General features: G+C 72.6%; 20 protein-coding genes, 1 tRNA gene and 1 other RNA gene. 13 read left to right on the forward strand and 9 right to left on the reverse strand.

Annotated elements, in window-relative coordinates:
* Window positions 1-256: 256 nt before the first annotated feature.
* The 4 genes from ASD33_RS24960 to ffs form a co-directional block, all read right to left on the reverse strand.
* The gene (locus tag ASD33_RS24960; RefSeq protein WP_056564784.1) at window positions 257-2,269 is read right to left on the reverse strand and encodes a hypothetical protein; all 2,013 of its coding nucleotides are present in this window, start codon (window positions 2,267-2,269) and stop codon (window positions 257-259) included.
* A 280-nt stretch (window positions 2,270-2,549) separates the two neighbouring features.
* The gene (gene purD / locus ASD33_RS24965; protein ID WP_056564787.1) at window positions 2,550-3,800 is read right to left on the reverse strand and encodes a phosphoribosylamine--glycine ligase; all 1,251 of its coding nucleotides are present in this window, start codon (window positions 3,798-3,800) and stop codon (window positions 2,550-2,552) included.
* Window positions 3,801-3,861: 61 nt separating this feature from the next.
* A complete protein-coding gene (locus ASD33_RS24970; RefSeq protein WP_056564790.1) occupies window positions 3,862-6,057 on the reverse strand; it encodes a DNA polymerase III subunit gamma and tau in 2,196 nt (731 codons plus the stop codon).
* A gap of 205 nt (window positions 6,058-6,262) precedes the next feature.
* Window positions 6,263-6,361, reverse strand: an RNA gene (gene ffs / locus ASD33_RS33700) — signal recognition particle sRNA small type.
* Window positions 6,362-6,477: 116 nt separating this feature from the next.
* Between ffs and ASD33_RS24975 the strand changes: the two genes are divergently transcribed.
* A tRNA-Ser gene (locus ASD33_RS24975) sits at window positions 6,478-6,565 on the forward strand.
* Window positions 6,566-6,646: 81 nt separating this feature from the next.
* On the opposite strand, the gene ASD33_RS24980 is transcribed toward ASD33_RS24975, so the two are convergent.
* On the reverse strand, window positions 6,647-7,207 hold the full coding sequence (locus ASD33_RS24980; RefSeq protein WP_056564794.1) for a hypothetical protein: 561 nt from the start codon (window positions 7,205-7,207) through the stop codon (window positions 6,647-6,649).
* Between the two features lie 214 nt (window positions 7,208-7,421).
* Between ASD33_RS24980 and ASD33_RS33705 the strand changes: the two genes are divergently transcribed.
* The 7 genes from ASD33_RS33705 (at window position 7,422) to ASD33_RS25015 (ending at window position 14,511) form a co-directional block, all read left to right on the forward strand.
* Window positions 7,422-7,829 (forward strand): hypothetical protein, encoded by a 408-nt coding sequence (locus tag ASD33_RS33705; RefSeq protein WP_063992032.1) that lies wholly within the window; start codon window positions 7,422-7,424, stop codon window positions 7,827-7,829.
* Window positions 7,830-7,896: 67 nt separating this feature from the next.
* Complete coding sequence (locus ASD33_RS24990) at window positions 7,897-8,571, forward strand: ABC transporter ATP-binding protein (RefSeq protein ID WP_056564797.1); 675 nt, start codon at window positions 7,897-7,899, stop codon at window positions 8,569-8,571.
* Entirely contained in the window at window positions 8,568-10,823 is a 2,256-nt protein-coding gene (locus ASD33_RS24995) for an FtsX-like permease family protein (RefSeq protein WP_056564799.1), read from the forward strand. Before ASD33_RS24990 ends, ASD33_RS24995 begins: the two co-directional genes overlap by 4 nt.
* Window positions 10,824-10,903: 80 nt before the next feature.
* Entirely contained in the window at window positions 10,904-11,113 is a 210-nt protein-coding gene (locus ASD33_RS25000) for a DUF4287 domain-containing protein (RefSeq protein ID WP_056565645.1), read from the forward strand.
* A gap of 54 nt (window positions 11,114-11,167) precedes the next feature.
* On the forward strand, window positions 11,168-12,010 hold the full coding sequence (locus ASD33_RS25005) for an alpha/beta hydrolase (RefSeq protein WP_056564802.1): 843 nt from the start codon (window positions 11,168-11,170) through the stop codon (window positions 12,008-12,010).
* A gap of 63 nt (window positions 12,011-12,073) precedes the next feature.
* Complete coding sequence (locus ASD33_RS25010) at window positions 12,074-13,132, forward strand: aldo/keto reductase (protein WP_056564804.1); 1,059 nt, start codon at window positions 12,074-12,076, stop codon at window positions 13,130-13,132.
* 113 nt (window positions 13,133-13,245) lie between these two features.
* Window positions 13,246-14,511 (forward strand): winged helix DNA-binding domain-containing protein, encoded by a 1,266-nt coding sequence (locus ASD33_RS25015; RefSeq protein WP_056564807.1) that lies wholly within the window; start codon window positions 13,246-13,248, stop codon window positions 14,509-14,511.
* Window positions 14,512-14,577: 66 nt separating this feature from the next.
* On the opposite strand, the gene ASD33_RS25020 is transcribed toward ASD33_RS25015, so the two are convergent.
* Window positions 14,578-15,207, reverse strand: coding sequence for a MarC family protein (locus tag ASD33_RS25020; protein ID WP_056564811.1), 630 nt, complete (start codon window positions 15,205-15,207; stop codon window positions 14,578-14,580).
* A gap of 152 nt (window positions 15,208-15,359) precedes the next feature.
* Here ASD33_RS25020 and ASD33_RS25025 point away from each other — a divergent pair, with 152 nt between their 5' ends.
* Both ASD33_RS25025 and ASD33_RS25030 read left to right on the forward strand, forming a co-directional pair.
* Window positions 15,360-15,776 carry a YciI family protein gene (locus ASD33_RS25025; protein ID WP_056564814.1) on the forward strand — a complete coding sequence of 139 codons (417 nt, stop codon included), beginning with the start codon at window positions 15,360-15,362 and terminating at the stop codon, window positions 15,774-15,776.
* 220 nt (window positions 15,777-15,996) lie between these two features.
* Window positions 15,997-18,153, forward strand: a complete 2,157-nt coding sequence (locus ASD33_RS25030) for a TerD family protein (RefSeq protein WP_056565648.1) — start codon at window positions 15,997-15,999, stop codon at window positions 18,151-18,153.
* Window positions 18,154-18,211: 58 nt separating this feature from the next.
* On the opposite strand, the gene ASD33_RS25035 is transcribed toward ASD33_RS25030, so the two are convergent.
* Window positions 18,212-19,684, reverse strand: coding sequence for an MFS transporter (locus tag ASD33_RS25035; protein WP_056564817.1), 1,473 nt, complete (start codon window positions 19,682-19,684; stop codon window positions 18,212-18,214).
* 64 nt (window positions 19,685-19,748) lie between these two features.
* On the opposite strand from ASD33_RS25035, the gene ASD33_RS25040 reads away from it, so the two are divergent.
* Window positions 19,749-20,477 carry a TetR/AcrR family transcriptional regulator gene (locus tag ASD33_RS25040; RefSeq protein ID WP_056564820.1) on the forward strand — a complete coding sequence of 243 codons (729 nt, stop codon included), beginning with the start codon at window positions 19,749-19,751 and terminating at the stop codon, window positions 20,475-20,477.
* On the opposite strand, the gene ASD33_RS25045 is transcribed toward ASD33_RS25040, so the two are convergent.
* Window positions 20,459-21,052: a rhodanese-like domain-containing protein gene (locus ASD33_RS25045; RefSeq protein ID WP_056564824.1), complete on the reverse strand. Its 594-nt coding sequence runs from the start codon at window positions 21,050-21,052 to the stop codon at window positions 20,459-20,461. The two genes, ASD33_RS25040 and ASD33_RS25045, sit on opposite strands and share 19 nt — an antisense overlap.
* 81 nt (window positions 21,053-21,133) lie before the next feature.
* Here ASD33_RS25045 and ASD33_RS25050 point away from each other — a divergent pair, with 81 nt between their 5' ends.
* On the forward strand, window positions 21,134-21,421 hold the full coding sequence (locus tag ASD33_RS25050) for a metal-sensitive transcriptional regulator (RefSeq protein WP_056564827.1): 288 nt from the start codon (window positions 21,134-21,136) through the stop codon (window positions 21,419-21,421).
* A gap of 130 nt (window positions 21,422-21,551) precedes the next feature.
* Here the strand turns inward: ASD33_RS25050 and ASD33_RS25055 are convergent, their stop codons facing one another.
* Window positions 21,552-22,289 carry a sulfite exporter TauE/SafE family protein gene (locus ASD33_RS25055; protein WP_056564830.1) on the reverse strand — a complete coding sequence of 246 codons (738 nt, stop codon included), beginning with the start codon at window positions 22,287-22,289 and terminating at the stop codon, window positions 21,552-21,554.
* A 279-nt stretch (window positions 22,290-22,568) separates the two neighbouring features.
* On the opposite strand from ASD33_RS25055, the gene ASD33_RS25060 reads away from it, so the two are divergent.
* Entirely contained in the window at window positions 22,569-23,207 is a 639-nt protein-coding gene (locus tag ASD33_RS25060; RefSeq protein WP_056564832.1) for a TetR/AcrR family transcriptional regulator, read from the forward strand.

A 23,207-nucleotide genomic window follows, 5' to 3' on the forward strand; every position in this document is an offset into this window, starting at 1 on the left:
GGTCGATGCCGCTGGTCCGTGCCTCTGTCAGTGACGGTCTCCAGCACATCACATAACGCACGCACTCCGTCACCGTTCGTCGTGAATTGACGAGAGTGGAACTCCGGACTCCGGGAGGGGTGGGGCGGGGGTATGCGGGGGAGGGCTCGGGGACGCGCTCTTTGGGGGCTTGCAGGGGGCGCGATCGGTGCGGGGCTTCGGGGCGCGCTCGGCGTGGCGCTTCGGGGGGCGCGATCGGCGTGGGCCGGGCCCGCGCTCAGATCAGGCGTACGGGCTTCTCCGGGCGGACGCCCGTCCGCGCCAGCCAGAGGCGCAGTGGCTCCGGGTCGCCGTCCTCGACGAGGGCGAGGACCCGGGGGCCGAGATCGGCCGCCCGCTCGCCGCCGACCAGCAGGGCGGGCCCGTCGAGCCAGTCGAGGCCCGCGACGGCCTCGGCGGTGTCCACGGCCGCGCAACAGACCATCGCGGTCACGTGGTCGGCGAGCAGATCGCGGCCGCTGCGGGGCGGCTGGAGCGGGAACAGCGGCAGGGGCCCGTCGGGACCGCTGACCACGGGAGGCGGGGGGCCGGCCCGGTCGTCGCTCCCGGCGCCCCGGGGAGCCGCTTCGGAGGAAGCAGTGGGGGCGGACGCGCTGTCCGGGGCCGGGGTCGCGGCGGCGACGCGGGCCTCCCGTGCGGCGTCCTCGCGGGCGAGGAGGGCGCTCAGCGCGGCGGCGAGGGCTTCGGCGGCGGGATTGACGGGCTCATCCTCGATGGCGTCCTCGCCGCCGTCCTCGATGCCGTCTTCGATGCCGTCCTCGATGGCGTCGAGGAGTTCCTGGTCGGGGATGCCGTCGTCGGAGCCGAGGCCGTCGCCGGAGCCGAGGCCGGCGCCGTCCGGGCGGTCGCCGGCCGGGCCGCGGGCATCCGAGCTGCCCGCCTCCGGCACCTCCGCCTCGGTCTCCGTCTGCGTCCGCGTCTCCGTCGTCACCTCGTCCGCCGGCTTCTCCGGGTTCGTGGACAGGTAGGCGATCACCCTGGTCAGCGTCGGCCCGTCGGCGGCCGGCGACGCCCCGGCCGGGGCGTCGGCCACGCCGAGGCCGTCGAGGACCTGGTGGAGCCGGGCCGCGTCGGTACGCCACTTACGGTCGACGACCTCCTCCGGGTACTGGCTCCACTCCACCGGCGACCAGTCGGGGCCGGGTTCGGCGGGGCCGCCGTGGAAGAGGCGGGCGGCGAGCAGGGAGGTGGCCTCGTCGACCGCGCCCGGCTCCTCCAGGAGATCGCAGGCGGGGCGCTCGCCGAGCCGGGACGAGAAGCCGTCCGCGAGCCGGTCCCGGCGGGAGAGCTCGGTCAGGGCGGAGACCACGCCCGCGTCGAGCTTGGCGGGCCAGCGGCCCATCCGCCAGGCGGGCAGCGCGACCCGGGTCAGGAGCCGGTCCCAGCCCGCGTACGCGAGGCCGACCTGCTCCTGGGCGACGATCCGTACGCCGTAGTCCACGGCCTGGGCGCGCTCCGACCCGGCGGCCGCCACCCCGCGCTCCATCTCGGCGGCGTGCCCGCGGCAGGCACGGAGCAGGACCCGGGCGACCTGCCCGACACCCCGCGCGCCGAGCCGGCGGACGGGGTCGAGGCCGGCGTCGCCGGGCACGGCCACGGCGGCGTCCAGACCTCGGACGAAGCGGCGGGCGGCGGCTATGTCGGGATGCGCGGCGGGGCCCGTACCGGCGACGACGGGCGCGAGCACGGCTCGCAGCTCGCCCACCCGCATCCACCACAGGAAGGGCGAACCTATGACGAGGACGGGAGCGCCCTCGGAGCCGCTTCCCCCGCCGGACGGTGTGCGCAGCGCCCGGTGCGCCCGGTGGGTGCGGTCCTCCAGCCAGCTGTCGCAGTCCGGGGTCAGGGCTATCGCCGCGGGGGCGGGGACGTCGAGCCGGTCGGCGAGGTCCCGGACGAGCCGGTAGAGGTCGGGCGCGGCGGATTCGGAGAGCTCCACCGTCGGCGTCGCGGCCGGGCGGGCCCGTACGACGACGAGGGCGACGGCCGTGGCGGCGACCAGGACGAGGACCGCGAGGACGGTCACCACCCAGCGGGCCGTGTCCCAGCCGGCCCCCGTGAAGTGGCCGGTGACACCGCCCGCGTAGAGCACGACGGCGACGGCGGCGGGGAGGACCGCGAGGCCCAGCGCCCTGCCGCGGACCCTGAGGACCGCGAGGGCCCGGGAGTGCGCGGCGCGCGCACCCCACTCCTCGCCGACAACGGAACCGGTACCGGACACGCCGTACATCACCCCCTCCTGCCCACGTCGGGACTGCCTGTGGCGGTGTTGCTCACTCCCCCACTGTGGCACCCGCCACTGACATCGCAATGCCGGTGGGCCAAGTGCCGGAACGCCTTCGCCGCACCCTAGTTGGGGCTGTGGCGGGCGTCATCCGTATGGCCGAGCCGTCACTCGATGGAATGGCTTTGGGTAAAGGTGATGGCGCTCGGGCGGTCGTACGGTGCACTGCTTCTCCACCGCACGGCCACAAGAGGAATCCGGAGGTACCGGGTGATTCCGGGTGGAATCAGGCCTCGGCGGCCTTCCGCGCGATGTCCGTGCGGTGCTGCGAACCGTCAAGGCGGATGCGGCCGACCGCCGCGTAGGCGCGCTCGCGGGCCTCCGCCAGGTCCGTACCGGTGGCGGTGACCGAGAGGACCCGGCCGCCGGCGCTCACGATCGCGTCGCCGTCCCGCTTGGTACCGGCGTGGAGCACGTACGCGTGCGGCGCGTCCTGCTCGGCGATCTCGCCCAGACCCTCGATCGGGTCCCCGGTGCGCGGGGTGTCCGGGTAGTTGTGGGAGGCGACGACCACGGTCACCGCGGCCTCGTCGCTCCAGCTCAGCGGGGCCTGGTCGTCCAGGGTGCCGTTGGCGGAGTTCAGCAGGACGCCCGCGAGCGGGGTACGCAGCCGGGCCAGGACGACCTGGGTCTCGGGGTCGCCGAAGCGGGCGTTGAACTCGATGACCCGCACACCGCGGCCCGTGATCGCCAGACCCGCGTACAGCAGGCCCGAGAACGGCGTGCCACGGCGGCGCAGCTCGTCCACGGTCGGCTGGAGGACGGTCTCCAGGACCTCGTCGACCAGCTTCGGGTCGGCCCAGGGCAGCGGCGAGTAGGCGCCCATGCCCCCGGTGTTCGGGCCCTCGTCGCCGTCGAGCGCGCGCTTGAAGTCCTGCGCTGGCCGGAGCGGGAGGACGGTGGTGCCGTCGGTGATCGCGAAGAGCGAGACCTCGGGGCCGTCGAGGTACTCCTCGATGACCACCCGGTCGCACGCGAGCGCGTGGGCCCGCGCCTGGCCGAGGTCGTCGGTGACGACGACGCCCTTGCCGGCGGCGAGGCCGTCGTCCTTCACCACGTACGGAGCGCCGAAGGCGTCGAGCGCCTCGTCGATCTCCTCGGGGGTCGTGCAGACGTAGCTGCGGGCGGTGGGCACCCCGGCGCCGGCCATGACGTCCTTGGCGAACGCCTTGGAGCCCTCCAGCTGCGCCGCTTCGCGCGACGGGCCGAAGACGGGGATGCCGGCCGCGCGGACGGCGTCGGCGACACCGGCGACGAGCGGGGCCTCCGGGCCGACGACGACCAGGTCGGCGCCGAGCCCAGTGGCGAGGCGCGCGACGGCGTCGCCGTCCAGCTGGTCGACGGGGTGCAGCTCGGCGACCTCCGCGATTCCGGCGTTGCCGGGCGCGCAGTGCAGAGCGGTGACGTCGGGATCGAGGGAGAGAGAGCGGCACAGGGCGTGTTCGCGGGCGCCGCCGCCGATGACGAGGACCTTCACGCCTGTCAGGGTAGCCCGCCGGCCGGGATGCCCCTTGTGCGGGCCACCGAGCGAGACGCCCCTACTCGTTCGTGTATTCCTCCACAACCGTGGCTCCGAGCTCGCGCACGATCAGGTCGTGCCCGGAGAGCGCCGAGTCGACGAGGTCCGGGTCGTCCTCCTCCGGCACGTCGTCCTCGGGCGCCACGGGCTGCGGTGCGGGCGGCGCGTACGAGGGCGCGGGGGCCTGCGCCGGCGGGGGCGCCTGGGAGAACGAGGGCGCGGGAGCGGCCTGCGCCTGCGGCGGCTGTACGGGGGCGGACGGCGGGGCCTGCTGGAACGCCGGGGCGGGGGCCTGCGGGCGGCCGAAGCCACCGGTGCCGCCCGAGCCGCCGAAGCCGGTGGCCGCCGGCGGGGGCGCGGCGCCGCCGGAGGGGTCGATGATCGCCTCGACCTTCCAGTTCACGTTGAACTGTTCGGCGAGGGCCTGCTTCAGGACGTCCTCGCTGCCGCTGCTCGCGAAGTTGTCGCGGGCGCCGGCGTTGAGGAAGCCGAGCTGGAGGGTGGTCCCGTCGAAGCCCGCCACCTGCGCGTTCTGGCTGAGCAGGATCCAGGTGAAGCGGCGCCGGTTCTTCACGGCGTCGAGGATCTGCGGCCAGAGATTGCGCACCTGGGCGGTGTCGCCGCCTCCGCCTCCGGTGGACGCGGGTGCGGGTGCGGGGGCCGGGGCCTGCGGCGCGGCGTGCTGCGGAGCCGCTACGGAGGCGGGGGCGGCCGGCGCGGAAGCACCGGGCCAGGCGCCGGGCGCGCCACCACCGGGGGTGGCGGCACCGGGCCAGGCGCCGGGACGCGGGGCGGCGGGCTGCGCCTGGGCGGGGGGTGCCGGCTCCGGCGGGGCCTGGGCGGGGGTCGGCGCCGAGGGGTGGTCGACCGCTGCCGGGGCGTGGGCGGGTGCGGCCTGCGACGGCGCCGGGGCATGGGCGTGGGACGGCGGGAGCGGGGGCGGGGCCATCGGAGTGTGGGCGTCGGGCCCGGGGACGTACCCCATCGCGGGCCCGGGCGCGGTCGCGGGCGGTCCGGCGGTGAACACCGGCGCCTGGGCGACGGCCGGAGCGGCGGCGGCCCCGCGCTCGAGACGGTCCAGGCGTGCCTGGACCGAACGCTCGTCGTCGAAGGCGGCGGGCAGCAGCACGCGCGCGCAGATCAGCTCCAGCTGGAGCCGGGGCGAGGTGGCGCCCCGCATCTCGGTCAGCCCGGTGTTGACGAGATCGGCGGCACGGCTCAGCTCGGCGGCCCCGAACACGGACGCCTGGGCCTGCATCCGCTCGATCACGTCGACCGGGGCGTCGATGAGGCCCTTCTCGGCGGCGTCCGGCACGGCGGCCAGGATCACCAGGTCGCGCAGCCGCTCCAGGAGGTCGGCGACGAACCGGCGGGGGTCGTTGCCGCCCTCGATGACGGTGTCGACGACCTCGAACGCGGCGGCGCCGTCACCGGCCGCGAACGCGTCCACGACCGCGTCGAGCAGCGTCCCGTCCGTGTAGCCGAGCAGCGAGGTGGCCATGGCGTACGTCACGCCGTCGTCGGTGGCCCCGGCGAGGAGCTGGTCCATGACGGACATCGAGTCACGCACGGACCCGGCGCCGGCCCGCACGACGAGCGGCAGCACGCCGTCCGCGACGGGGATGCCCTCGCGGCCGCAGACCTCGCCCAGGTACTCCCGCAGGGTGCCGGGGGGCACGAGCCGGAAGGGGTAGTGGTGGGTCCGGGACCGGATGGTGCCGATGACCTTCTCGGGCTCGGTCGTGGCGAAGATGAACTTCAGATGCTCCGGCGGCTCCTCGACGACCTTCAGCAGGGCGTTGAAGCCCGCCGAGGTGACCATGTGGGCCTCGTCGATGATGTAGATCTTGTAGCGGCTGGACGCGGGCCCGAAGAAGGCCTTCTCGCGCAGGTCACGGGCATCGTCCACACCACCGTGGGAAGCGGCGTCGATCTCGATGACGTCGATCGACCCCGGCCCGTTGCGCGCGAGGTCCCGGCAGGACTGGCACTCCCCGCACGGCGTGGGCGTGGGCCCCTGCTCACAGTTCAGACACCGCGCGAGAATGCGCGCACTGGTCGTCTTGCCGCACCCACGGGGCCCGCTGAACAGGTACGCGTGATTGACCCGGTTGTTCCGCAGGGCCTGCTGCAACGGGTCGGTGACATGCTCCTGCCCGATGACCTCGGCGAAGGACTCGGGACGATAGCGGCGGTAGAGCGCGAGAGACGACACATGTACGAGGTTATAGGCGCGCACCGACAACCCGGGAAAAAGCACCGGGGCGGGGTGGGGGCGGAGGGCACGAGGCGGCCCGCGCAGGCGTCGGGTACGAGGCGGCCCGCGCAGGCGTCGGGTACGAGATCCGGGACCGGTGTACGCGGTCCGGGTCGATGCCCGGGCCCGCGATCCAGGTCCGCGATCCAGGCCCGTACCCGGGAACGCAAGCGCCCCCCACGCACCTGCCAGAGCCGACCTACCCTTGCTGCCTTCCGGCCCTGGGGGAGTTCAGTCAGATAGCACCGCGTGAGGGGCTCCGCTCAGCGTACCCGATCCCGGACGCGGCCAGGCCCGCTCCCCCACCTGGGACACCTCGCGGACCCCGTCTCCGATCGGGTTCGCGAGCACCCCCCGAGGTCATGTAATGTTCGCGGCGGAGGATTCGCCTAGAGGCCTAGGGCGCACGCTTGGAAAGCGTGTTGGGGGCAACCCCTCACGAGTTCGAATCTCGTATCCTCCGCCATTGCTCTCACCGGGCAATTCGTTGAAGGGCCCCACCGTTCGCGGTGGGGCCCTTCGACGTTCTCCGGCACCGAGGTGTCGGTTACACGGGACAGGGGCGGTACTCGAGGCTGAGGGCGCGGTCGACGGCGTAGCTGGTCCGCATCGACGCGTCGATCACCTGCTGCCAGGACCCGTACTTGCGGTAGAGCTGGTCGGCGGTGGGACCGAGCGGGTTGCCGTACTTGGCGATGTTCCGCTCCTCCAGGATGCGCACCTCCTCGGGGCTCATGCCGGCGCGGGTGATCTCCTTCGCCTGGTTCCGCATGTCGACGAGCTCGCGGGCGATCTCCTCGTCCGAGGCGCCGGCCTCGCGCATGGCCACCTCCGTCCGGCGCATGTCCTCCAGGAGCCCGTGGTAGCGCATCCGGGTCCGCTGGGCCTCGACCTTCTCGTCCATCGGCAGGACGCGGATGCGGCAGACGACGGGGTCGGTGCTGGGGCAGGGGTCGTCGGCCGCGACGGGCGGGGCGAGCGGGGCGGTGATGACCGAACCGCACGCCTCGACGGCATCGGCGAGGGAGGCCCCACCGGTACCGAGGAGGGCGACGGCGGCCACGAGGGGGACGAGGGCACGCCTCAGTCGGGAAGAGGAAGAACGCATGCGCGCCACCTTGTCGACGCCACCGCACCCCTTCGCGCAGGCGCACCGGTGATCACTCCTACGAGGCGCAGAGGCAACCCGAGCGCACGCCAGGAGGGGACTTTCACCGGATCGGGGGGTCCTGGGAGGGAGGGACGTTACTGCGGTATCCGGTGTGTAGTGATGCCGATACTTTCTGTGATGACCAGTCGGCACGACCAAACAGGGGTTATCGATGAGGAAGTTGGCTACGGCGGTGGTGGCCGCGGGGCTGTTCTTCGGGGGGATGGGGGTGGCGGTGGCGGACTCGACACACAAGTTGGTCATGTGGACGCCAGGCGCCACGTTCGAAGGTACGTATCAGTGGCAGCCCACGACCAAGGTGCCCAGCGGGCTTCACGTGAAGGGCAAGCTGCGCGACGACAACACGGGTGACGGCCACAACATCTACATCCGCGTCAAGGTCGAGGGCTACCCGTGGGGGAGGGTCAAGGGCGTCCAGCGGAAGACCATCAGGGTCGACAAAGTCTTCTACGACGGTGCGGTCCTGAAGACCAAGGAGGTGCGGATGCACGTGTGCCTCGACCGTGGGTCCCTGCGGCCCGACACCTGCTCGGAGGAACGGCTGTACTCGCGCCATTAGCAGCAGTCGACGATCCGGGGGTCGCCGGCTTGGGCGGCGGCCCCCCACCCGCAGGGAGCACACCACCATGGACGTCATTCTCCGCGCCGAGGGCGTGGATCTCTTCTACGGCACCGAGCAGGCCGTCAGTAACGCGGAGTTCACGCTCAAGCGCGGCGAAGTGGCCGCCATCATGGGCAGCAGCGGGTCGGGGAAGTCGTCGCTGCTGTACTGCCTCGCGGGAGTGCTGCCCCCGTCGAACGGGACCGTGACCTTCGACGGTGTCCAGCTCTCCACGCTCCCCGACGGGGAGTTGAGCGCCCTGCGCCGTACGCGGCTCGGGTTCGTCTTCCAGTACGGAGAACTCCTGCCGGAGTTGACCGTCGAGGAGAACACGGCGCTTCCCCTCCGGCTCGCCGGAATCAGCAAGGACCACGCCCATGTGATGGCCGCCCATGTGTTGCGGCGGCTCGGCATGGGTGAGCTGTTGCGGCGCAGGACCTCGAAGTTGTCGGGTGGCCAGAGTCAGCGCGTGGCGGTTGCGCGGGCTCTGGTCCACCGTCCGGACGTGGTGTTCGCGGACGAACCGACCGGGGCGCTCGACAGCGCGAACGCGGCCGCGGTGCTGAAGGAGTTCCTCTGGCTGGCACGGAGCCAGAAGACGGCCGTGATCATCGTGACGCACGACGCCGATGTCGCCGCGAAGGCGGATACGCAGTACACGATGTCGGACGGCGTGCTGGCCCAGCGGGTGGCGGTGTGAACTCGTTCCTACTCGGACTTCGTCTGCTCTGGGGCGGTGGCCGCAGGGGGCACGTTCGATTCCTGCTGATGACGCTCGGCTCGGCCCTCGGGGTGGCATGTCTTGCCGCCGTCCTCACCATTCCCACGATCATCGCCGCGCACGATGCCCGTACGACGGGCCGCGCGGTGAACCCGGGCTACAACAAGAACGTCATCTACCAGGAGTTCCTGGATCCGTACGGCTCACAACCGCTGCGCCGGGTCTTCTTCGGCCACGTCAGTGCCGGTCCCGCGCCGGTCCCTCCCGGGATCGATCGGCTTCCTCGGACGGGTGAGGCCATCGTCTCGCCGAAGCTGGCAGAAATCCTGGCGGCCCACCCGAATGCTGCGGGACTTGTGCCGGGCCGCGTGGCGGGGACGATCGCGCCGGTGGGGTTGGGGGGACCGGACGAGCTGTACGCCTACATCGGTACGGATCCCGCCAATCTGCCGGAAGGCAGAGAGCTTGGCGAATTCGGTGCCACGAGCGTGCGGGATGAACTCATCGATCCCTCCACCCTCAACATTCTGCGATTCACTCTCGGCTGCATCGTGTTGCTGCCCCTCGTCATCTTCCTCTCTGTCTGTGCACGACTCTCAGGCGAATCCCGGGCGCGGCGACTCGCCGCCCTTCGACTCGTGGGACTCAGCGTGAAGGACACGCTCCGCGTCAATGCGGGAGAAGGCGTCGCAGCTGCCCTTGCTGGGTCCGTGATCGGAATCGCGGGGTACCTCGGGGTCAACGAGGTCATGGCACGCATCGGCTTGCCAGGGATTCACTGGTATGCGGCAGATGGGATCCCGTCGGGATCGACTCTGGCACTGTGCCTTCTGGGATGCCCAGCGCTCGCATGGGTAGTGGGGCAATTCAGTGCACGACGGGCCGCCCTCTCCCCCATTAGTGCAAGGAGGACCGGGGAACGCAGACCACCAAGGAAGTTCGGAACTCTGCTTCTCATTCCCGGCCTCGGAATCATCGGTGGCTACTGCACGCTCAGCGTGATGGGACGGGACCCGTCTGGTGGATCAGCGAGCTCATTGTTGGTACCCGGTGCTGTCCTGCTGACCGGCGCCGGACTCGTATTCGGGCTGGCGCCCATCACCGCGTGGCTCGCGCGACGGGTGGCGGGCGTGGCGAAGTCCCTGCCCGTGTCGCTGGCGATGCGGCGGACGGAGGTCGACCCGGGCTCATCTCTCCGGGTGGCCACCGGGCTCGTGCTGCTGGTGTTCGGTGCCGCCTTGACACAGGGCGTTCTCATCGAGCTCGACCAAGTAAGTCGGCGGACCGCTCCTCTGCAGGAGTACAACGTCCCTCTTGACACCCTCGACTCAACTCAGCGGAAGGCAATGGCGAAGGTACCGGGAGTGCGGACGCAGGTGCTTTCGTACAGGTCCTGGGATCCGTTGGATGGAAGCGAAGTACCGCACGCCTACGTCGTGGTCGCCACCTGCGCACAGCTCAACGCCTCAGCAGAACGGGCGACGGATTGTGCCGACGATAAGATCATGCAACTGCGCGACGACCGCTCCAATTTTGTCTATGACCCCCAAGCAGGAGAACGCTATCCCTTCGCATTGAAGGACGGCCGGAAGGTCGCGATCACGGTCCCTCGCGAGCGGATCGATGTACGCCCCTGGGATCTGTCCGTATTCGATTCGGGCGCCATCCTCATCCCTCCCTCCCTCCTCCCCACCAACCTCGCCGACTCCGCCGGCACCCTCACCCTCGTCAGCGACGCCGACCCCGCCACCATCCGTTCCGTTCTCGACGGCATCGGGGCCATCGCCCCCACCGCCTCCGTCGAGCCCGTCGGGATCGTCATCGACGCCCTCGCCCAGCTCGCCGTAATCCGCAGCCTTCTCGCCGTCGGTATGGTGCTCGGGCTCGTCATCGGCGTCGCCGCGTTCGTCGTGTCCGTGGCCGATCGGGCCATGGAGCGGCGTGGGCAGGTTGCCGCGCTCGTGCTGTTGGGGGCTCGGGCCGGGACCTTGCGGGGCGTGCAGGTCGTGCAGGTGTTGTTGCCGCTCGTCGTGGGGCTCGGGGCCGCCATCGTCGCCGGGTGGCTCGCCGAGTCCAGTTACCTCATCACCGGTGGCGGCGCCGTGCACTGGGACTGGGACGGGCTGCCCCTGCTCTTCCTCTGCGCCCTGGGCGTGCTGCTCGCCGCCGGTCTCGCCTCGCTGCCCATGGTGCGGCGGCACGTCGATCCCGAGCAGATCCGGCGGGATTGATCCCCTCTCCGCCGATGAGTTCTCCGGTCGGCCACGGTCATGTCCTCGGTTCGCAGTTGTTGATCACTGAGGAGATGACCATGGCCGAGAACGTCGTCAAGGGACCCGCCAGCTACTTCCCCTCCATCGAGAAGAAGTACGGACGCCCGGTCTCCGAGTGGCAGGACCTCATTCGTTCCTCGCCGCTCACCAAGCACATGGAGCTGGTCTCCTGGCTCAAGTCCGAGCACGGGCTCGGCCACGGACACGCCAACGCGCTCGTCGCCCACACCCTCGCCGAGAGCAGGTAACCCCCACCCCGTCCGTGCCGGCCCGCTCCTCGACCCGTAAGGGATCATGGAGGGATGACTCCTTCCTCCACCCCTTCCTCCTGGTCAGAGCGGTTCGTCATACGGGGAGGGGTCCGGCTGTCCGTGCGTGACTGGGGCGGCTCCGGGACCGACGTCCTGCTGCTCCACGGGCTCGCCGGGCACGCCGGCGAATGGGACGCCACCGCCCGGCTGCTGCGCGATTCCGGGCACCGCGTCGTCGCCCTCGACCAGCGCGGCCACGGCGCCAGCGAGCGGAGCCCCGGCGATGTCACGCGCGCCGCCTACGTCGCCGACGCCATCGCCGTCATCGAGGAACTCGGCCTCGACCGGCCCCTGTTGGTCGGTCAGTCGCTCGGCGGCAGCACCGCCCTCCTCACCGCCGCCGCCCGTCCCCGAGTCCCGCGCGCCCTCGTCCTCGTCGAGGCCGGGCCCGGCGGCGGGAACCCCGGCGTGCAGGAACAGATCGGCGGCTGGCTGGCCGCCTGGCCGGTGCCGTTCCCCTCCCTGGACGTCGCCGCCGCCTACCTCGGCGGCGGGAAGGAACCCGTAGGGGACGGCTGGGCCCGCGGGCTCGAAGAACGCGCCGACGGGTTCTGGCCCCGGTTCGACCCCGACGTCATGGTGCGGTCCCTCGACGAGATCGCCACCCGCTCGTTCTGGGACGAGTGGGCGGCCCTCACCTGCCCCACCCTCGCCGTCCTCGGACAGGGCGAGCAGGGCGGGATCATCGGCGGCGACGAGTACGCGGAGATGGTCCGGCTCCGGCCCGGCCTCCACGGCGCGAGCCTGCCCACCGCCGGGCACGACGTGCACCTCGAACAGCCCGCCGCCCTGCACCGGCTGATCGTCGACTTCCTCGCGACCCTCGCGCCGTAGACGCCGGGCAGCGCACACCCCGCCCCTTGCCTTCGAGTGCACTCCAGTTCCTACAGTGCCGCCATGCGCTATCGGGTACTCGGCGGGACCGGGATCGACGTCAGCACGTACTGCCTCGGCACCATGATGTTCGGTGCCGTCGGCAATCCTGACCATCAGGATTCCGTACGGATCATCCATGCCGCCCTCGACCGGGGCATCAACTTCGTCGACACCGCCGACATGTACTCCGCCGGCGAGTCCGAGGAGATCGTCGGCAAGGCACTGCGCGAACCGCACCGCCGCGACGACACCGTCCTCGCCACCAAGGTCTACTTCCCCGTCGGCGGCGAGGGCCCCAACCGGGGCGGCAGCTCCCGTCGTTGGATCGTCCAGGCCGTCGAGAACAGCCTCCGGCGGCTGGGGACCGACCGGATCGACCTCTACCAGGTCCACCGGCCCGACCACCGCACGGACATCGAGGAGACCCTCGACGCGCTCGGCGACCTCGTCACCCAGGGCAAGATCCGGGCGTTCGGCTGCTCCACCTTCCCCGCCGAGGACATCGTCGAGGCCCACGCCGTCGCCGAACGCCGCGGCCTGCGCCGCTTCCGCTCCGAGCAGCCGCCGTACTCGCTCCTCGCCCGCGGCGTCGAAGCCTCCGTCCTGCCGGTCGCCCAGCGGTACGGCATGGGCGTCCTGACCTGGTCCCCGCTCGCCTCCGGCTTCCTCACCGGCAAGTACCGCAAGGACCGGCCCATCGACCTCGGCAGCGGGCGCGCCGCCCTCACCCCGCACCGCTTCGACCCGACGCTCCCCGGCAACGCCGCCAAGCTCGACGCCGTCGAGGAGTTCGTCGCCCTCGCCGACGAGATCGGCTGCACCCTGCCCGAGCTCGCCATCGCCTTCGCCGCCGCCCACCCGGCCGTGACCTCCGTGATCATCGGGCCGCGCACCATGGAGCAGCTGGACGGGCTGCTGAAGGGCGCTCCCGTCCTGCTCACCGACGAGGTCCTCGACCGCATCGACGCGATCGTTCCGCCCGGGACCAACCTCTACCAGCCCGACGGCGCCTGGCGCTCTCCCGCCCTCACCGAACCCGCCCGGCGGCGACGGCCGTTGGAGGAGCGGGCGGCCGAGTAGTCGGGCCGGGCCGGCCCGGCCGCTCCTCGTGTTCTTCGCGTACGAGGACGCGTTCGTGCGGGTGGTGTCGGATCTCCTCGGTTCGGCGGCCGCCCGAGGCCATGCTTGGCCGCATGAGCGAGAAGAGGACGATCGGCGCGGCGGAACGCAGGGCGCGGCTCGGGGTGCGGCACCGGCTGGCCGGGAGCGCGCGGGCCGATTCGGCGGAGGAGGTCGCGGGCGCGCTCGTGGCGCTGCACGGGACGGACCCGGCGAGCGTGTTCCTCGCGGTGGGGGCGAGAACGCGGTCCGGGGCGGGGGCCGGGCCGCAGCCGCCCGCCGAACCGCAGCACTCGCCCACCGAGCCGCATCCGGAGGCCGCCGGGCCCGTCCCCGGGGTGGAGCGGGCGCTGTACGAGGACCGGTCCCTGGTGCGGATGCACGGCATGCGGCACACGGTCTTCGTCTTCCCCGCCGACCTCGCACCCGCCGTACAGGTGTCGACGACCCGCCCCGCGGCGGTCCGCGAACGGGCCTCCCTCCTCAAGCACTTGGCGGCAGGAAGCCCCTTCGACGCGGACTGGCTGGCGGCGACCGAGGCCCGGGTCCTTGCCGAGCTGGGCGTGCGCGGGGAGGTCACGGGCGCTGAACTCGGTGACGCCGTACCGGAGTTGAGATCGACGTACGTGTACGGGAAGGGAACCCGCCAGGAGGGTGTGCAGTCGGTCGCGAGCCGGGTGCTACGGGTGCTCGGCATGGACGGGCGGATCGTACGGGGCCGGCCGCAGGGGGCGTGGACGTCGAGCCGCTTCCGCTGGACGCTCGCCGAGGCCCGCGCGGAACCCGGTCCGGCGGAGGCGCGGGCGGAGCTGATCGGGCGCTGGCTGCGGGCGTGCGGGCCAGCGACCGAGGCGGATCTGAAGTGGTGGACGGGGTGGAAGGTGACGGACGTACGGGCGGCGCTGGCGGCCGTCGGGGCGGTGCCGGTGACGCTCGAGGAGGGGGAAGGGGCGGGGGCCGGGCGGGCGGCCGGCTTCGTCCTGCCGGACGACCTGGAACCCGTACCGGAGACGGAGCCGTGGGCGGCGCTCCTGCCCGCGCTCGACCCGACGCCGATGGGCTGGCAGGCCCGTGACTGGTTCCTGGACCCGGAGCTGCGGCCCGCGCTGTACGACCGCAGCGGGAACATCGGGCCGACGGTGTGGTGGAACGGCCGGATCGTGGGCGGCTGGGCGCAGCGCCGGGACGGCACGATCGTCCACCGGCTCCTGGCGGACGCGGGCGGGGAGGCGGAACGGGCGATCGGCGCGGAGGCGGAGCGTCTGGCGGGCTGGGTGGGGGACGTACGGGTGACACCACGCTTCCGTACGCCGCTGGAGCGCGAGCTGAGCGCGGAGTAGGGAGCAGCCGAGCAGCGGAGCGGCCGAGCAGCGGATCGAGCGCGGACCCCTCCCCCACCCCCCGCCTCAATGCCGCACGTACAGCCCCGGAACCCCCAGGTCCGAGAGCCCGTCCAGGAACAGGTCCACGCCGACGGCGGCGAGCAGGAGTCCCAGGAGGCGGCCGAGGAGTTCGATCGTGGCGTGGTGGGTGCGGCGCAGCACGCGGCTCAGCAGCAGGACGCAGATCAGGTCGAGGGCGATGACGGACACGTACGCGCCGACGACCGTGGAACGCCAGGTGAAGGAGTCGCGGGCGGCCGCCTCGACGAGCAGGGCGGTCATGGCGAGCGGGCTGACGACGTACGGCATGAGCAGTTCGCGTACGCCGCTGAGCAGGTCCGGGGAGTCCTGGTGGGTGGTGGTGGAGCCGAGGTGGAGGCCGAGGACGAGACCGACGGCGTAGATGAAGAAGATGACGCCGCCCGCGAGCTGGAGGGCGGGGGTGCTGATGTGGAAGACGTCGAGGAGCCAGGGGGCGGTGATGCCGGTGAGGAGCCCGACGAGGACGGCGGCGCCGGAGGAGATCAGGGCGATGGTGCGGAGCTGCCCGACGGGGTGGACCTGGGCGAGGCCGGCGAAGGAGAGGAGGACCTTCGGGGGGCCTACGACGGAGAAGAAGGCGATGAAGGCGGCGGAGAAGGTGAAGGCGTTCACACCGGAATCATGGTGCGGCCGGGTGATTTCTCCGGTTTTTCTGGCCCGTGCCCGCGCGGTGTCGAGAACGGGCGGGCGGCTCCGACTGTCCTGCGAATGGCAGTGACCGGCAAGGAGGCCGGGAGCGAGAAGCAGGAATCGAGGAGGACGTCATGAAGTACCTGGTGATGGTGCAGGGCTCGGATGCCGACTACGAGGCGATGATGGGCCGCCCCACCGCGAACAGTCCCGCCTGGACCAAGTCGGACCTCAAGGCGATGTTCGACCACATGAACGGGATCAACGAGGAGCTGGCGGCGTCCGGCGAGATGCTCGACGCACAGGGCCTGACCGCCCCGGCCACGACCCGCTTCGTGTCGGTGGACGGCGACGGCAAGCCGGTCGTCACGGACGGCCCGTACGCGGAGACCAAGGAGGTCATCGTCGGCTTCTGGATCCTCGACTGCGCGTCCCTGGAGCGCGTGACGGAGATCGCCGCCCGAGTGGCCCGCTGCCCGCAGCCCGCCGGCGCCCCGGAGTACCCGGTGGTCATCCGCCCGATCGACGAAACCGGCCCGAGCCAGGACTGAGCACGGGCGACGGGCATCCGGTCTCCCGGTCTCCCGGTAGGCGCGCGACGCGCTCGCCGAGGGGCCGGTTCGGGCCGTCACCCCACCCCGTTCGTCCAAGTTTCACATTGCCTCCCCAATCTCCGGTTGCGGACGCTACGGTTCCCACGGGGGCGCCCATCACCCCCGAGGCGCACGGCGCACGCACATCGCGAAGGGTCCGGGGGGACGCATGCACGAGATGTCCAAGGGAGCCAACATCGGGCTGGCGGCCCTCAGTGAGGACGTCGGCTCAGTCGTCGTCGGTCTGAGCTGGAGCAGCGCGACCGGCGACGGCGACGCGGACGTCTCGGTGTTGCTGGTCGACGCCGACGGCAAGGTGCGCGGGGACTCCGACTTCTACTTCTACAACCACCCCGCCGCCGAGGACGGCAGCGTGCAGCTGCTGGGGAAGGTGCCGACCGAGAACGGCAGCGAGGACCGCATCAGCCTGGACCTGACGGCGCTCCCGGCGGACGTCGCGACCGTGGTGGTCGCCGCCAGCCAGTACGGCGGCGCCTGTTTCGGCGATCTGGACGACCTGCGCATGTCGGTCAGCGACCGTTCGGGCGAGGTGCTGCTCGGCTTCTCCATCCCGGACGCCACGATCGAGACGGCCTTCATCTTCGGCGAGCTGTACCGGCGGAACGACGAGTGGAAGTTCCGCGCCGTGGGGCAGGGGTACGAGACCGGGCTCGCCGGGCTCGCCACCGACTTCGGCATCTCCGTCGACGAGGGCGAGGCCGAGGGTGAGGGTCAGGGCGAGGAGCTGAGCGAGGCCGGTGCGGAAGCCGCGCCGGCCGGTCCCTCCGCGCCCGTCACCGACACGGCTCAGGGCTCCCCCGCCGACGCGTCTTCGGCCCCGGGCGCTCCCCGCGCCGACAGTGCCGCCCTGATTCCCGCTCAGGCCACCGGCCCGGCGGACCACCCGGCCGCCGCGCCCGCCGACCACCCGGCCGCCGCCCCCGCCGTCCCCGACGGGACGCCGCCGCCCGCCCGGCGTCGAGGCGCCCGGACGGCCAAGAAGAAGGTCACGCTCCCGAAGGCCGTGAAGAAGTCCCTGGCCGAGAACGACTCCTGGAAGCCGGCCCGGCTCTTCCCCGTTCCCTCCTACAAGAGCGACCGGGAGCGCGAGGTGCGTGCCACGTCCGTGCTGCTGTCGGTCATGGCGGAGGTGCCGGAGTTCGGCCGCCGCCTCACCGCGGGGTTCGGCGCTCCCGCCGGCCGGATGCAGACCTTCACCGAGGTGTCGCTCCCGCACGGCGACACTCCGAAGCGGCCGGACGGCGTCATCCGGACCGAGCGGGCCGGAAAGCTGTGGACGGCGCTCGTGGAGACGAAGACCAACGGCAATCCCCTGAAGTCCGAGCAGGTCCAGAACTACATGGACATCGCGGCACGGCGCGGGTACGAGGCCGTCATCACGCTCTCCAACGACGTGGCGCTCGAAGGCAGTCCGCTGGTCGAGGTCAAGACGGACGGGCGGCGCAAGCACAAGGTCTCGCTCTGGCACCTGTCGTGGGCGGAGGTGGCCCACCAGGCGCAGATGCTGATCCGGCACGAGGGCGTGGGCAACGCCGCCCACGCCTGGCTGCTCCAGGAGCTGCTCCACTACCTCCAGCACGAGAACTCCGGCTGCCACGGCTTCCAGAACATGGGCCCGTCGTGGGTGCCCGTGCGCAACGGCATCGACAGCGAGACCCTGTGCCAGGGCGATCCCCGCGCGGTGGAGGTCGTGGAGAGCTGGGAGCGCCTGATCCGTCAGGTCTGTCTGCGGCTGGGCGGCGAGCTCGGCCAGAAGGCCCTGCCGGTGCAGCGTGCCAAGCGCGGCTCCGACCCGAAGTCCCGGCGTGCGGAGCTGGCCGACCTGCTGTGCGAGGAGGGGAAGCTCTCCGCCGAACTGCGGGTCGACGGGGCGCGGAGCATCCTGTCCATCACCGCGGATCTCCGAACGGGCAAGATCCGGACGTCCATCGACGTGCCCGCGCCGGACGGTTCGTACCCGCTGTCGGTCGCGAAGCGGCTCCTGCGCGTTCTGGACGAGGCCCCCGCCGACCTGCACGTGGAGACCCTGCTGGAGGACGGGAAGGGGCCGCGCGGAACCCTGGAGCGCCTCCGTCCCGAGCCCGGGGACCTGCTGCCCAAGGACGGCGCGGAGATCACCGGGTTCCGGCTCTCGCTCTTCAAGGGCATGGGCAACAGCCGGGGCGGTACGGAGTCGGGGTTCATCCGCAGCATCGACGACGCCGTCGACCGCTTCTACAGCTCGGTCGTCGCGCACCTGGGCCAGTTCGGCGAGCAGCGCCGGAGCCCTCGGCAGCGGTCCGCCGCCGGCGGCGAAGGAACCGCCGCCGGATGATCCGGTCGCGGACCGGCCGCCACCTGGTGGCGGCCGGTCCGCGTGTGGGCGACCGCCCTCAGTGCAGCCCGTGTCCGTGGGGGTTCGTTCGGGTGTGGGGGTGGGATCGGGGGATCAGAAGCAGGGACGTCAGGGCTGTGGTCGCGGCTGTCAGGGTGCAGGCCGTGAAGGCGGTCGTGAAGCCTGGCGGGGTGGGGGGTGTGGTGGTCAGGGCCAGGGTGGAGGCGAGGGCCACGCCCAGGGAGCCGCCCAGTTCGTGGAAGGTGTTCACGATGCCCGAGGCGAGGCCCGCCTCGGGTGGGGTGATCAGGCCGAGGGCCGTCGTCGTCGCCGTCACGAAGACCGCGCCCAGGCCGAACGCCGCCGTCGCCAGGGACGGCAGGACCGTGGTCCACGGGCCCGACGCGGGGTCCAGTACGGCCAGCGGCAGGCAGCCCAGGGCCGCGACCGTCATGCCGCCGGCCGCGCAGGCGCGCGGGCCCGCCGTCATCACCAGGCGGGAGCCCAGGTGCGCGCCGACCGCTGTCGCCAGGGCGACCGGGAGGAACAGCAGGCCGGTGCGGAGCGCGTCGAGGCCGTGGACGTACTGGAGCCGCAGCGAGCCCAGGAAGAAGAAGGAGATCAGCAGCGCCGTCGCGACCAGCATCAGGAGCGAGCCCGCCACCACCGGCCGCCGGGTCAGCATCCGCAGGTCCATCAGCGGGGTGCGGGTCCGGCGTTCCGCCGCCGCGAAGGCGCCGTAGAGCACGAGCGCGCCGAGCAGCGGGAGCAGGGTCGCCGCCGCCGTCCAGCCGGAGTCGCCCGCCCGGACCAGGCCGTAGACGAGTGCGCCGGTCGCCGTGGTGACGAGCAGGGCGCCGGGGACGTCCAGGCCGCCGGTCCCGGTGCGCTTCCCGGTGGGCCCCGTGGGCAGGGGCCGTGCCGTCGGGCGTACGGCCTTCGGGAGCGCGAGCAGCAGTGCCAGGCCCACCGGGACGTTCACGTGGAAGATCCAGGGCCATCCCGGGCCCGCGGTCAGCGCGCCGCCCAGCAGGACGCCGACCGCCGATCCCGTACCGCCGACGGCCGCCCAGACGCCCAGCGCCTTCGGGCGTTCCGCGCCCCGGAACATCGTGGTGACCAGTGCCAGCGCCGCCGGGGAGAGGAGTGCGGCGCCGACGCCCTGGGCCGCGCGCCCCGCGAGCAGGACCCCGGCGTCCGGCGCCAGGCCGCAGGTCAGGGACGCGGCCGTGAACAGGGCCAGTCCGGCGAGGAGCACCCGGCGGGCGCCGAGGGCGTCCGCGAGCCGGCCGCCGAGCAGCATCAGGCCGCCGAAGCAGAGGGTGTACGTGGTGACGACCCAGGTCAGGGCCGTACGCCCGAGGCCCAGATCGGTCGCGACGGCCGGCAGGGCCACGTTCACCACGGTCACGTCGAGGATCAGCATGAACTGCGCCGCGCAGATCAGCGCCAGGGCCGTCCAGCGGCGCGGGTCGGGGTCGGGTTCGGGGTGTGCCAGGGCAGGGGTGGGTACGGCGGAGTCGGTGGGCATAACTGAACTGTACGGCACAGTACAGTTGAACTCAAGAGTACAGTTCCGTTGGTAGGGTTCACCCATGGACGCTCCCTCCGCCAAGCCCGCCGCCGAAGGCCCCTCCGGCCCCCGCGCCGCCCGCAAGCGCCAGGCCGTCCTGCGGGCCGCCCGCGACCTCTTCCTCCGCGAGGGCTTCGGCGTCGGCATGGACGCCATCGCCGCCGAGGCCGGCGTCTCCAAGGTGACCGTCTACAACCACTTCGGCAGCAAGGAAGCCCTCTTCACCGCCGTCGTCGCCGGCGCCCTCGACGAACCCCTGTCCGGCCACGGAGGCGAGGGGCGCACCCCCGACGGACACACCGGCGAAGGACGCACTGACGGACAGGGGCTCACCGGCGCCCCCGACCTCGCCCGGCTCGTCGCCGCCGAAGGCCCCGACGAACTGCGCGCCGCCCTCACCGAGGCCGGCCGCGCCTGGAGCCGCGCCGTACGCGCCGACGACGAGGGCCGCGCCCTGCGCACCCTCGTCGCCACCGAACTCCACCGCTTCCCCGAGCTGGGCCGCGCCTGGCGCGCCCACGGCCCCGCCGGGCACCACCCCGCCGTCGCGGACGCCCTGCGCACCCTCGCCGAGCGGAACCTGCTCGACATCCCCGACCTGGAGGTCGCCGTCCTCCAGCTCTACTCGCTGCTCGTCTTCCCGCAGATGGTGTTCGAGCAGTACGGGACCGAGCTCGCCGACGGACTGGGCGAGCGGCTGCTCGTCGACGGGGTGGAGATGTTCCTCCGGCGCTACTCCCCCGCCCCCTGACGCAGCCGGGCCAGCGTCGCGTCCATGTCGACCGCGCACGCGCTCGCCCGGTTGTACGGGAGCTTGCCGAGCATCAGCGCCATGCCGCAGGTGTTGGTGAGCGCCGAGAAGACGAGGCCGCCCGCGACGCCCGCCGAGAGCAGCTGGAACGCCGGGTGGACCAGCACGCCGAGCAGCAGGCCGAGCAGCACCAGCGAGCCCGCGACCAGCCGCACCTGGCGGTCCATCGCCCACACCGGCTTCGCCGGAGCGCCCGCCGGGCGGTCCAGGCCGTGGCCGCGCGCCGCCCAGCCGCTCGTACCGCCGTCGAGGTCGTACGCGCTCACGCCTTCCGCCGCGAGCTGCGCGCAGGCCCTGGCCGAGCGGTTGCCCGACTGGCAGACGACCAGCACTCCGCCGCGCGCCGCCGCCTCCCGGAGGGCGGGGACGGCGCGGGCGAGCCGGTCGAGCGGGACGTTCACGGCGCCGGGCACATGGCCGGAGGCGTACTCGCCGGGCGTGCGCACGTCGACGACGGTCAGGCCGGCCAGCCGGGTGCGGGCCTGGTCGGGATCGAGCAGGAGGGGTGCGTTCATGGCAGGTGTCATCCTTGGTCTTCGACGGGACCCCGTGCGGGGGAGTAAATTACCCCCTGGGGTATCTGTGGAGGAGTGGCTGTGGAACTGGATCTCGCTGGTGCGGAGCTGAAGGCAGTCCTGAACCGGCTCCGCCGCGCTCAGGGCCAGATCTCCGGAGTGATCCGGATGATCGAGGAGGGCCGGGACTGCGAGGAGGTCGTGACCCAGCTGGCCGCCGCCTCCCGCGCCCTCGACCGGGCCGGGTTCGCGATCATCGCGACCGGGCTCCAGCAGTGCCTGACCGACATCGAGGGCGGCCGCAAGGACGGCGAGGACCCGAACGCGATGCGCGCCCGGCTGGAGAAGCTCTTCCTGTCGCTGGCGTAAGCGGGAGGGGTACGGGACCGGGCAGGGGTACGGGACCGGGCAGCGGTACGGCCGTGGGCGTCGGCATCAGCCGAGGTACGCCCCCCCCCGGCGTCGGCGTCGGCCGGGGTACGGCCATCGGCGTCGCCACTCAGAACACCACCGCGTCCAGCAGCATCAGCCCCGCCACCCCGAGCAGTGCCGCCCCGAAGATCCGGCGCAGAGTGTCGCCCGAGACCTTCGACGCGAGGCGCCGGCCGTCCCAGGCGCCCAGGATCGCCGCCCCCGCGAAGGGGGCGATCACCGCCCAGTCCAGGGCGTCGGCCGTGCCCGCCCTGGCCAGCAGCGCCGCAAGCGCGTTCGCCGCGACGACCAGCAGGCTCGTCCCCACCGCCGTGCGCATCCGCAGGCCCACGACCTGCACGAGCGCCGGCACGGTGAGGAATCCGCCGCCCACCCCGAGGATCCCGGTGACCGCACCGAGCCCGGCACCCGCGCCCGCGACGGCCGGGGCCGGCCTGCGGACGCCCTCGGCGCCGGACGCGGGCCTGAGCATCCGTACCGCCGCGATCCCCGCCACCGCCGCGAACCCGGCGGTGAGCAGCGCCTCCGGGAGCCGGGTCGCGAGGAGACCGCCGAGCGCCGCCGGGACGATTCCCGCCGCCGCGAAGAGCGCGCCGGTGCCCCAGCGGACGTTCCCGTCCTTGGCGTGGCCGTAGAGCGCGGTCGCGGAGGTCGCGAGGACGATCAGGAGGCTCGCGGTGGCGGCGGCGGGCGGGGTGAAGCCGAGCAGGTAGATCAGGACCGGGACGGCGAGGACGCTGCCTCCGCCGCCGAGCGCCCCGAGCGCGAGCCCGACGACGGCGCCGGCCGCGAGGGCGATCACCATCGGGCGGGCCGAGGCGGTTCGATGAGCGGCACGGTTGCCCCTTTCGGAGACCGGAGGAGGGCCGACATTACCCCCGGGGGTATACGTGGTAACGGAATCGACCTTAACAGATGTACCCCCGGGGGTATCCGGGAGGGCCCTGCTTCCCGACTGGGCGGACGCCTAAGCGGATGCCTATCCGCTTCATTCCGGCGGCAGGTATGCTCGGGAGCACGAGCGACAGGAAGCGGCCGGGACAGGGGGAGACGGGACGCGCACGACCGGCAGAGGAGCCGACAGATGAGCACCGAGAACCAGCGGGCCGGAGGCACGCCTGCGGCGGTGACGCCCGCCCTGCTCCCCACCGTCGGGACCCCCACTCCCGAGCGCGCCGACGCCGCCCGCAACCGCCGCAAGATCCTCGACGCCGCCGCCCGGATCGTCGCCGAGGACGGCCCCGAGGCCGTCACCATGAACCAGGTCGCCCACGCCAGCGGCATCGGCGTCGGCACCGTCTACCGCCGCTTCGGCGACGTCACCCAGCTCCTGTGGGCCCTGCTCGACGACCGCGAGCGGCAGTTCCAGCAGGCGTACATGAGCGGCCCGCCGCCGCTCGGTCCCGGCGCCCCCGCCGAGGAACGGCTCGACGCCTTCCTCGACGCCCTCGTCGACCGGGTCGGCGAGCAGCGCGAGATCCTGCTCGCCGCCCACTCCGCCGCGCCCCGCGCCCGCTACCACGGCGGCGCGTACGGCCTGATGCACACCCATGTCGCCCTGCTCATCGGCCGGCTCAGGCCCGGGGCCGACAGCGCGCTCCTCGCGCACCTGCTGCTCGCGCCGTTCTCGCCCGACGTCATGCACCACCTGACGGTCGAACGGGAGCTGTCGGCGGACCACCTGAAGGCGGGCCTGCGCGAACTCCTCCGGCTCCGCGCCTGA

The sequence above is a fragment of the Streptomyces sp. Root1304 genome, from assembly GCF_001426405.1.
Lineage (GTDB): Bacteria > Actinomycetota > Actinomycetes > Streptomycetales > Streptomycetaceae > Streptomyces.

What these genes read in the sequence shown, in the direction of transcription:
- ASD33_RS24960 (WP_056564784.1), bottom strand. Translation starts at nt 2,269, where the DNA reads ATGTACGGCGTGTCCGGTACCGGTTCCGTTGTCGGCGAGGAGTGGGGT.
- ASD33_RS24980 (WP_056564794.1), bottom strand. Translation starts at nt 7,207, where the DNA reads ATGCGTTCTTCCTCTTCCCGACTGAGGCGTGCCCTCGTCCCCCTCGTG.
- ASD33_RS33705 (WP_063992032.1), top strand. Translation starts at nt 7,422, where the DNA reads ATGAGGAAGTTGGCTACGGCGGTGGTGGCCGCGGGGCTGTTCTTCGGG.
- ASD33_RS24990 (WP_056564797.1), top strand. Translation starts at nt 7,897, where the DNA reads ATGGACGTCATTCTCCGCGCCGAGGGCGTGGATCTCTTCTACGGCACC.
- ASD33_RS25000 (WP_056565645.1), top strand. Translation starts at nt 10,904, where the DNA reads ATGGCCGAGAACGTCGTCAAGGGACCCGCCAGCTACTTCCCCTCCATC.
- ASD33_RS25005 (WP_056564802.1), top strand. Translation starts at nt 11,168, where the DNA reads ATGACTCCTTCCTCCACCCCTTCCTCCTGGTCAGAGCGGTTCGTCATA.
- ASD33_RS25010 (WP_056564804.1), top strand. Translation starts at nt 12,074, where the DNA reads ATGCGCTATCGGGTACTCGGCGGGACCGGGATCGACGTCAGCACGTAC.
- ASD33_RS25015 (WP_056564807.1), top strand. Translation starts at nt 13,246, where the DNA reads ATGAGCGAGAAGAGGACGATCGGCGCGGCGGAACGCAGGGCGCGGCTC.
- ASD33_RS25025 (WP_056564814.1), top strand. Translation starts at nt 15,360, where the DNA reads ATGAAGTACCTGGTGATGGTGCAGGGCTCGGATGCCGACTACGAGGCG.
- ASD33_RS25030 (WP_056565648.1), top strand. Translation starts at nt 15,997, where the DNA reads ATGTCCAAGGGAGCCAACATCGGGCTGGCGGCCCTCAGTGAGGACGTC.
- ASD33_RS25035 (WP_056564817.1), bottom strand. Translation starts at nt 19,684, where the DNA reads ATGCCCACCGACTCCGCCGTACCCACCCCTGCCCTGGCACACCCCGAA.
- ASD33_RS25040 (WP_056564820.1), top strand. Translation starts at nt 19,749, where the DNA reads ATGGACGCTCCCTCCGCCAAGCCCGCCGCCGAAGGCCCCTCCGGCCCC.
- ASD33_RS25045 (WP_056564824.1), bottom strand. Translation starts at nt 21,052, where the DNA reads ATGAACGCACCCCTCCTGCTCGATCCCGACCAGGCCCGCACCCGGCTG.
- ASD33_RS25055 (WP_056564830.1), bottom strand. Translation starts at nt 22,289, where the DNA reads ATGGTGATCGCCCTCGCGGCCGGCGCCGTCGTCGGGCTCGCGCTCGGG.
- ASD33_RS25060 (WP_056564832.1), top strand. Translation starts at nt 22,569, where the DNA reads ATGAGCACCGAGAACCAGCGGGCCGGAGGCACGCCTGCGGCGGTGACG.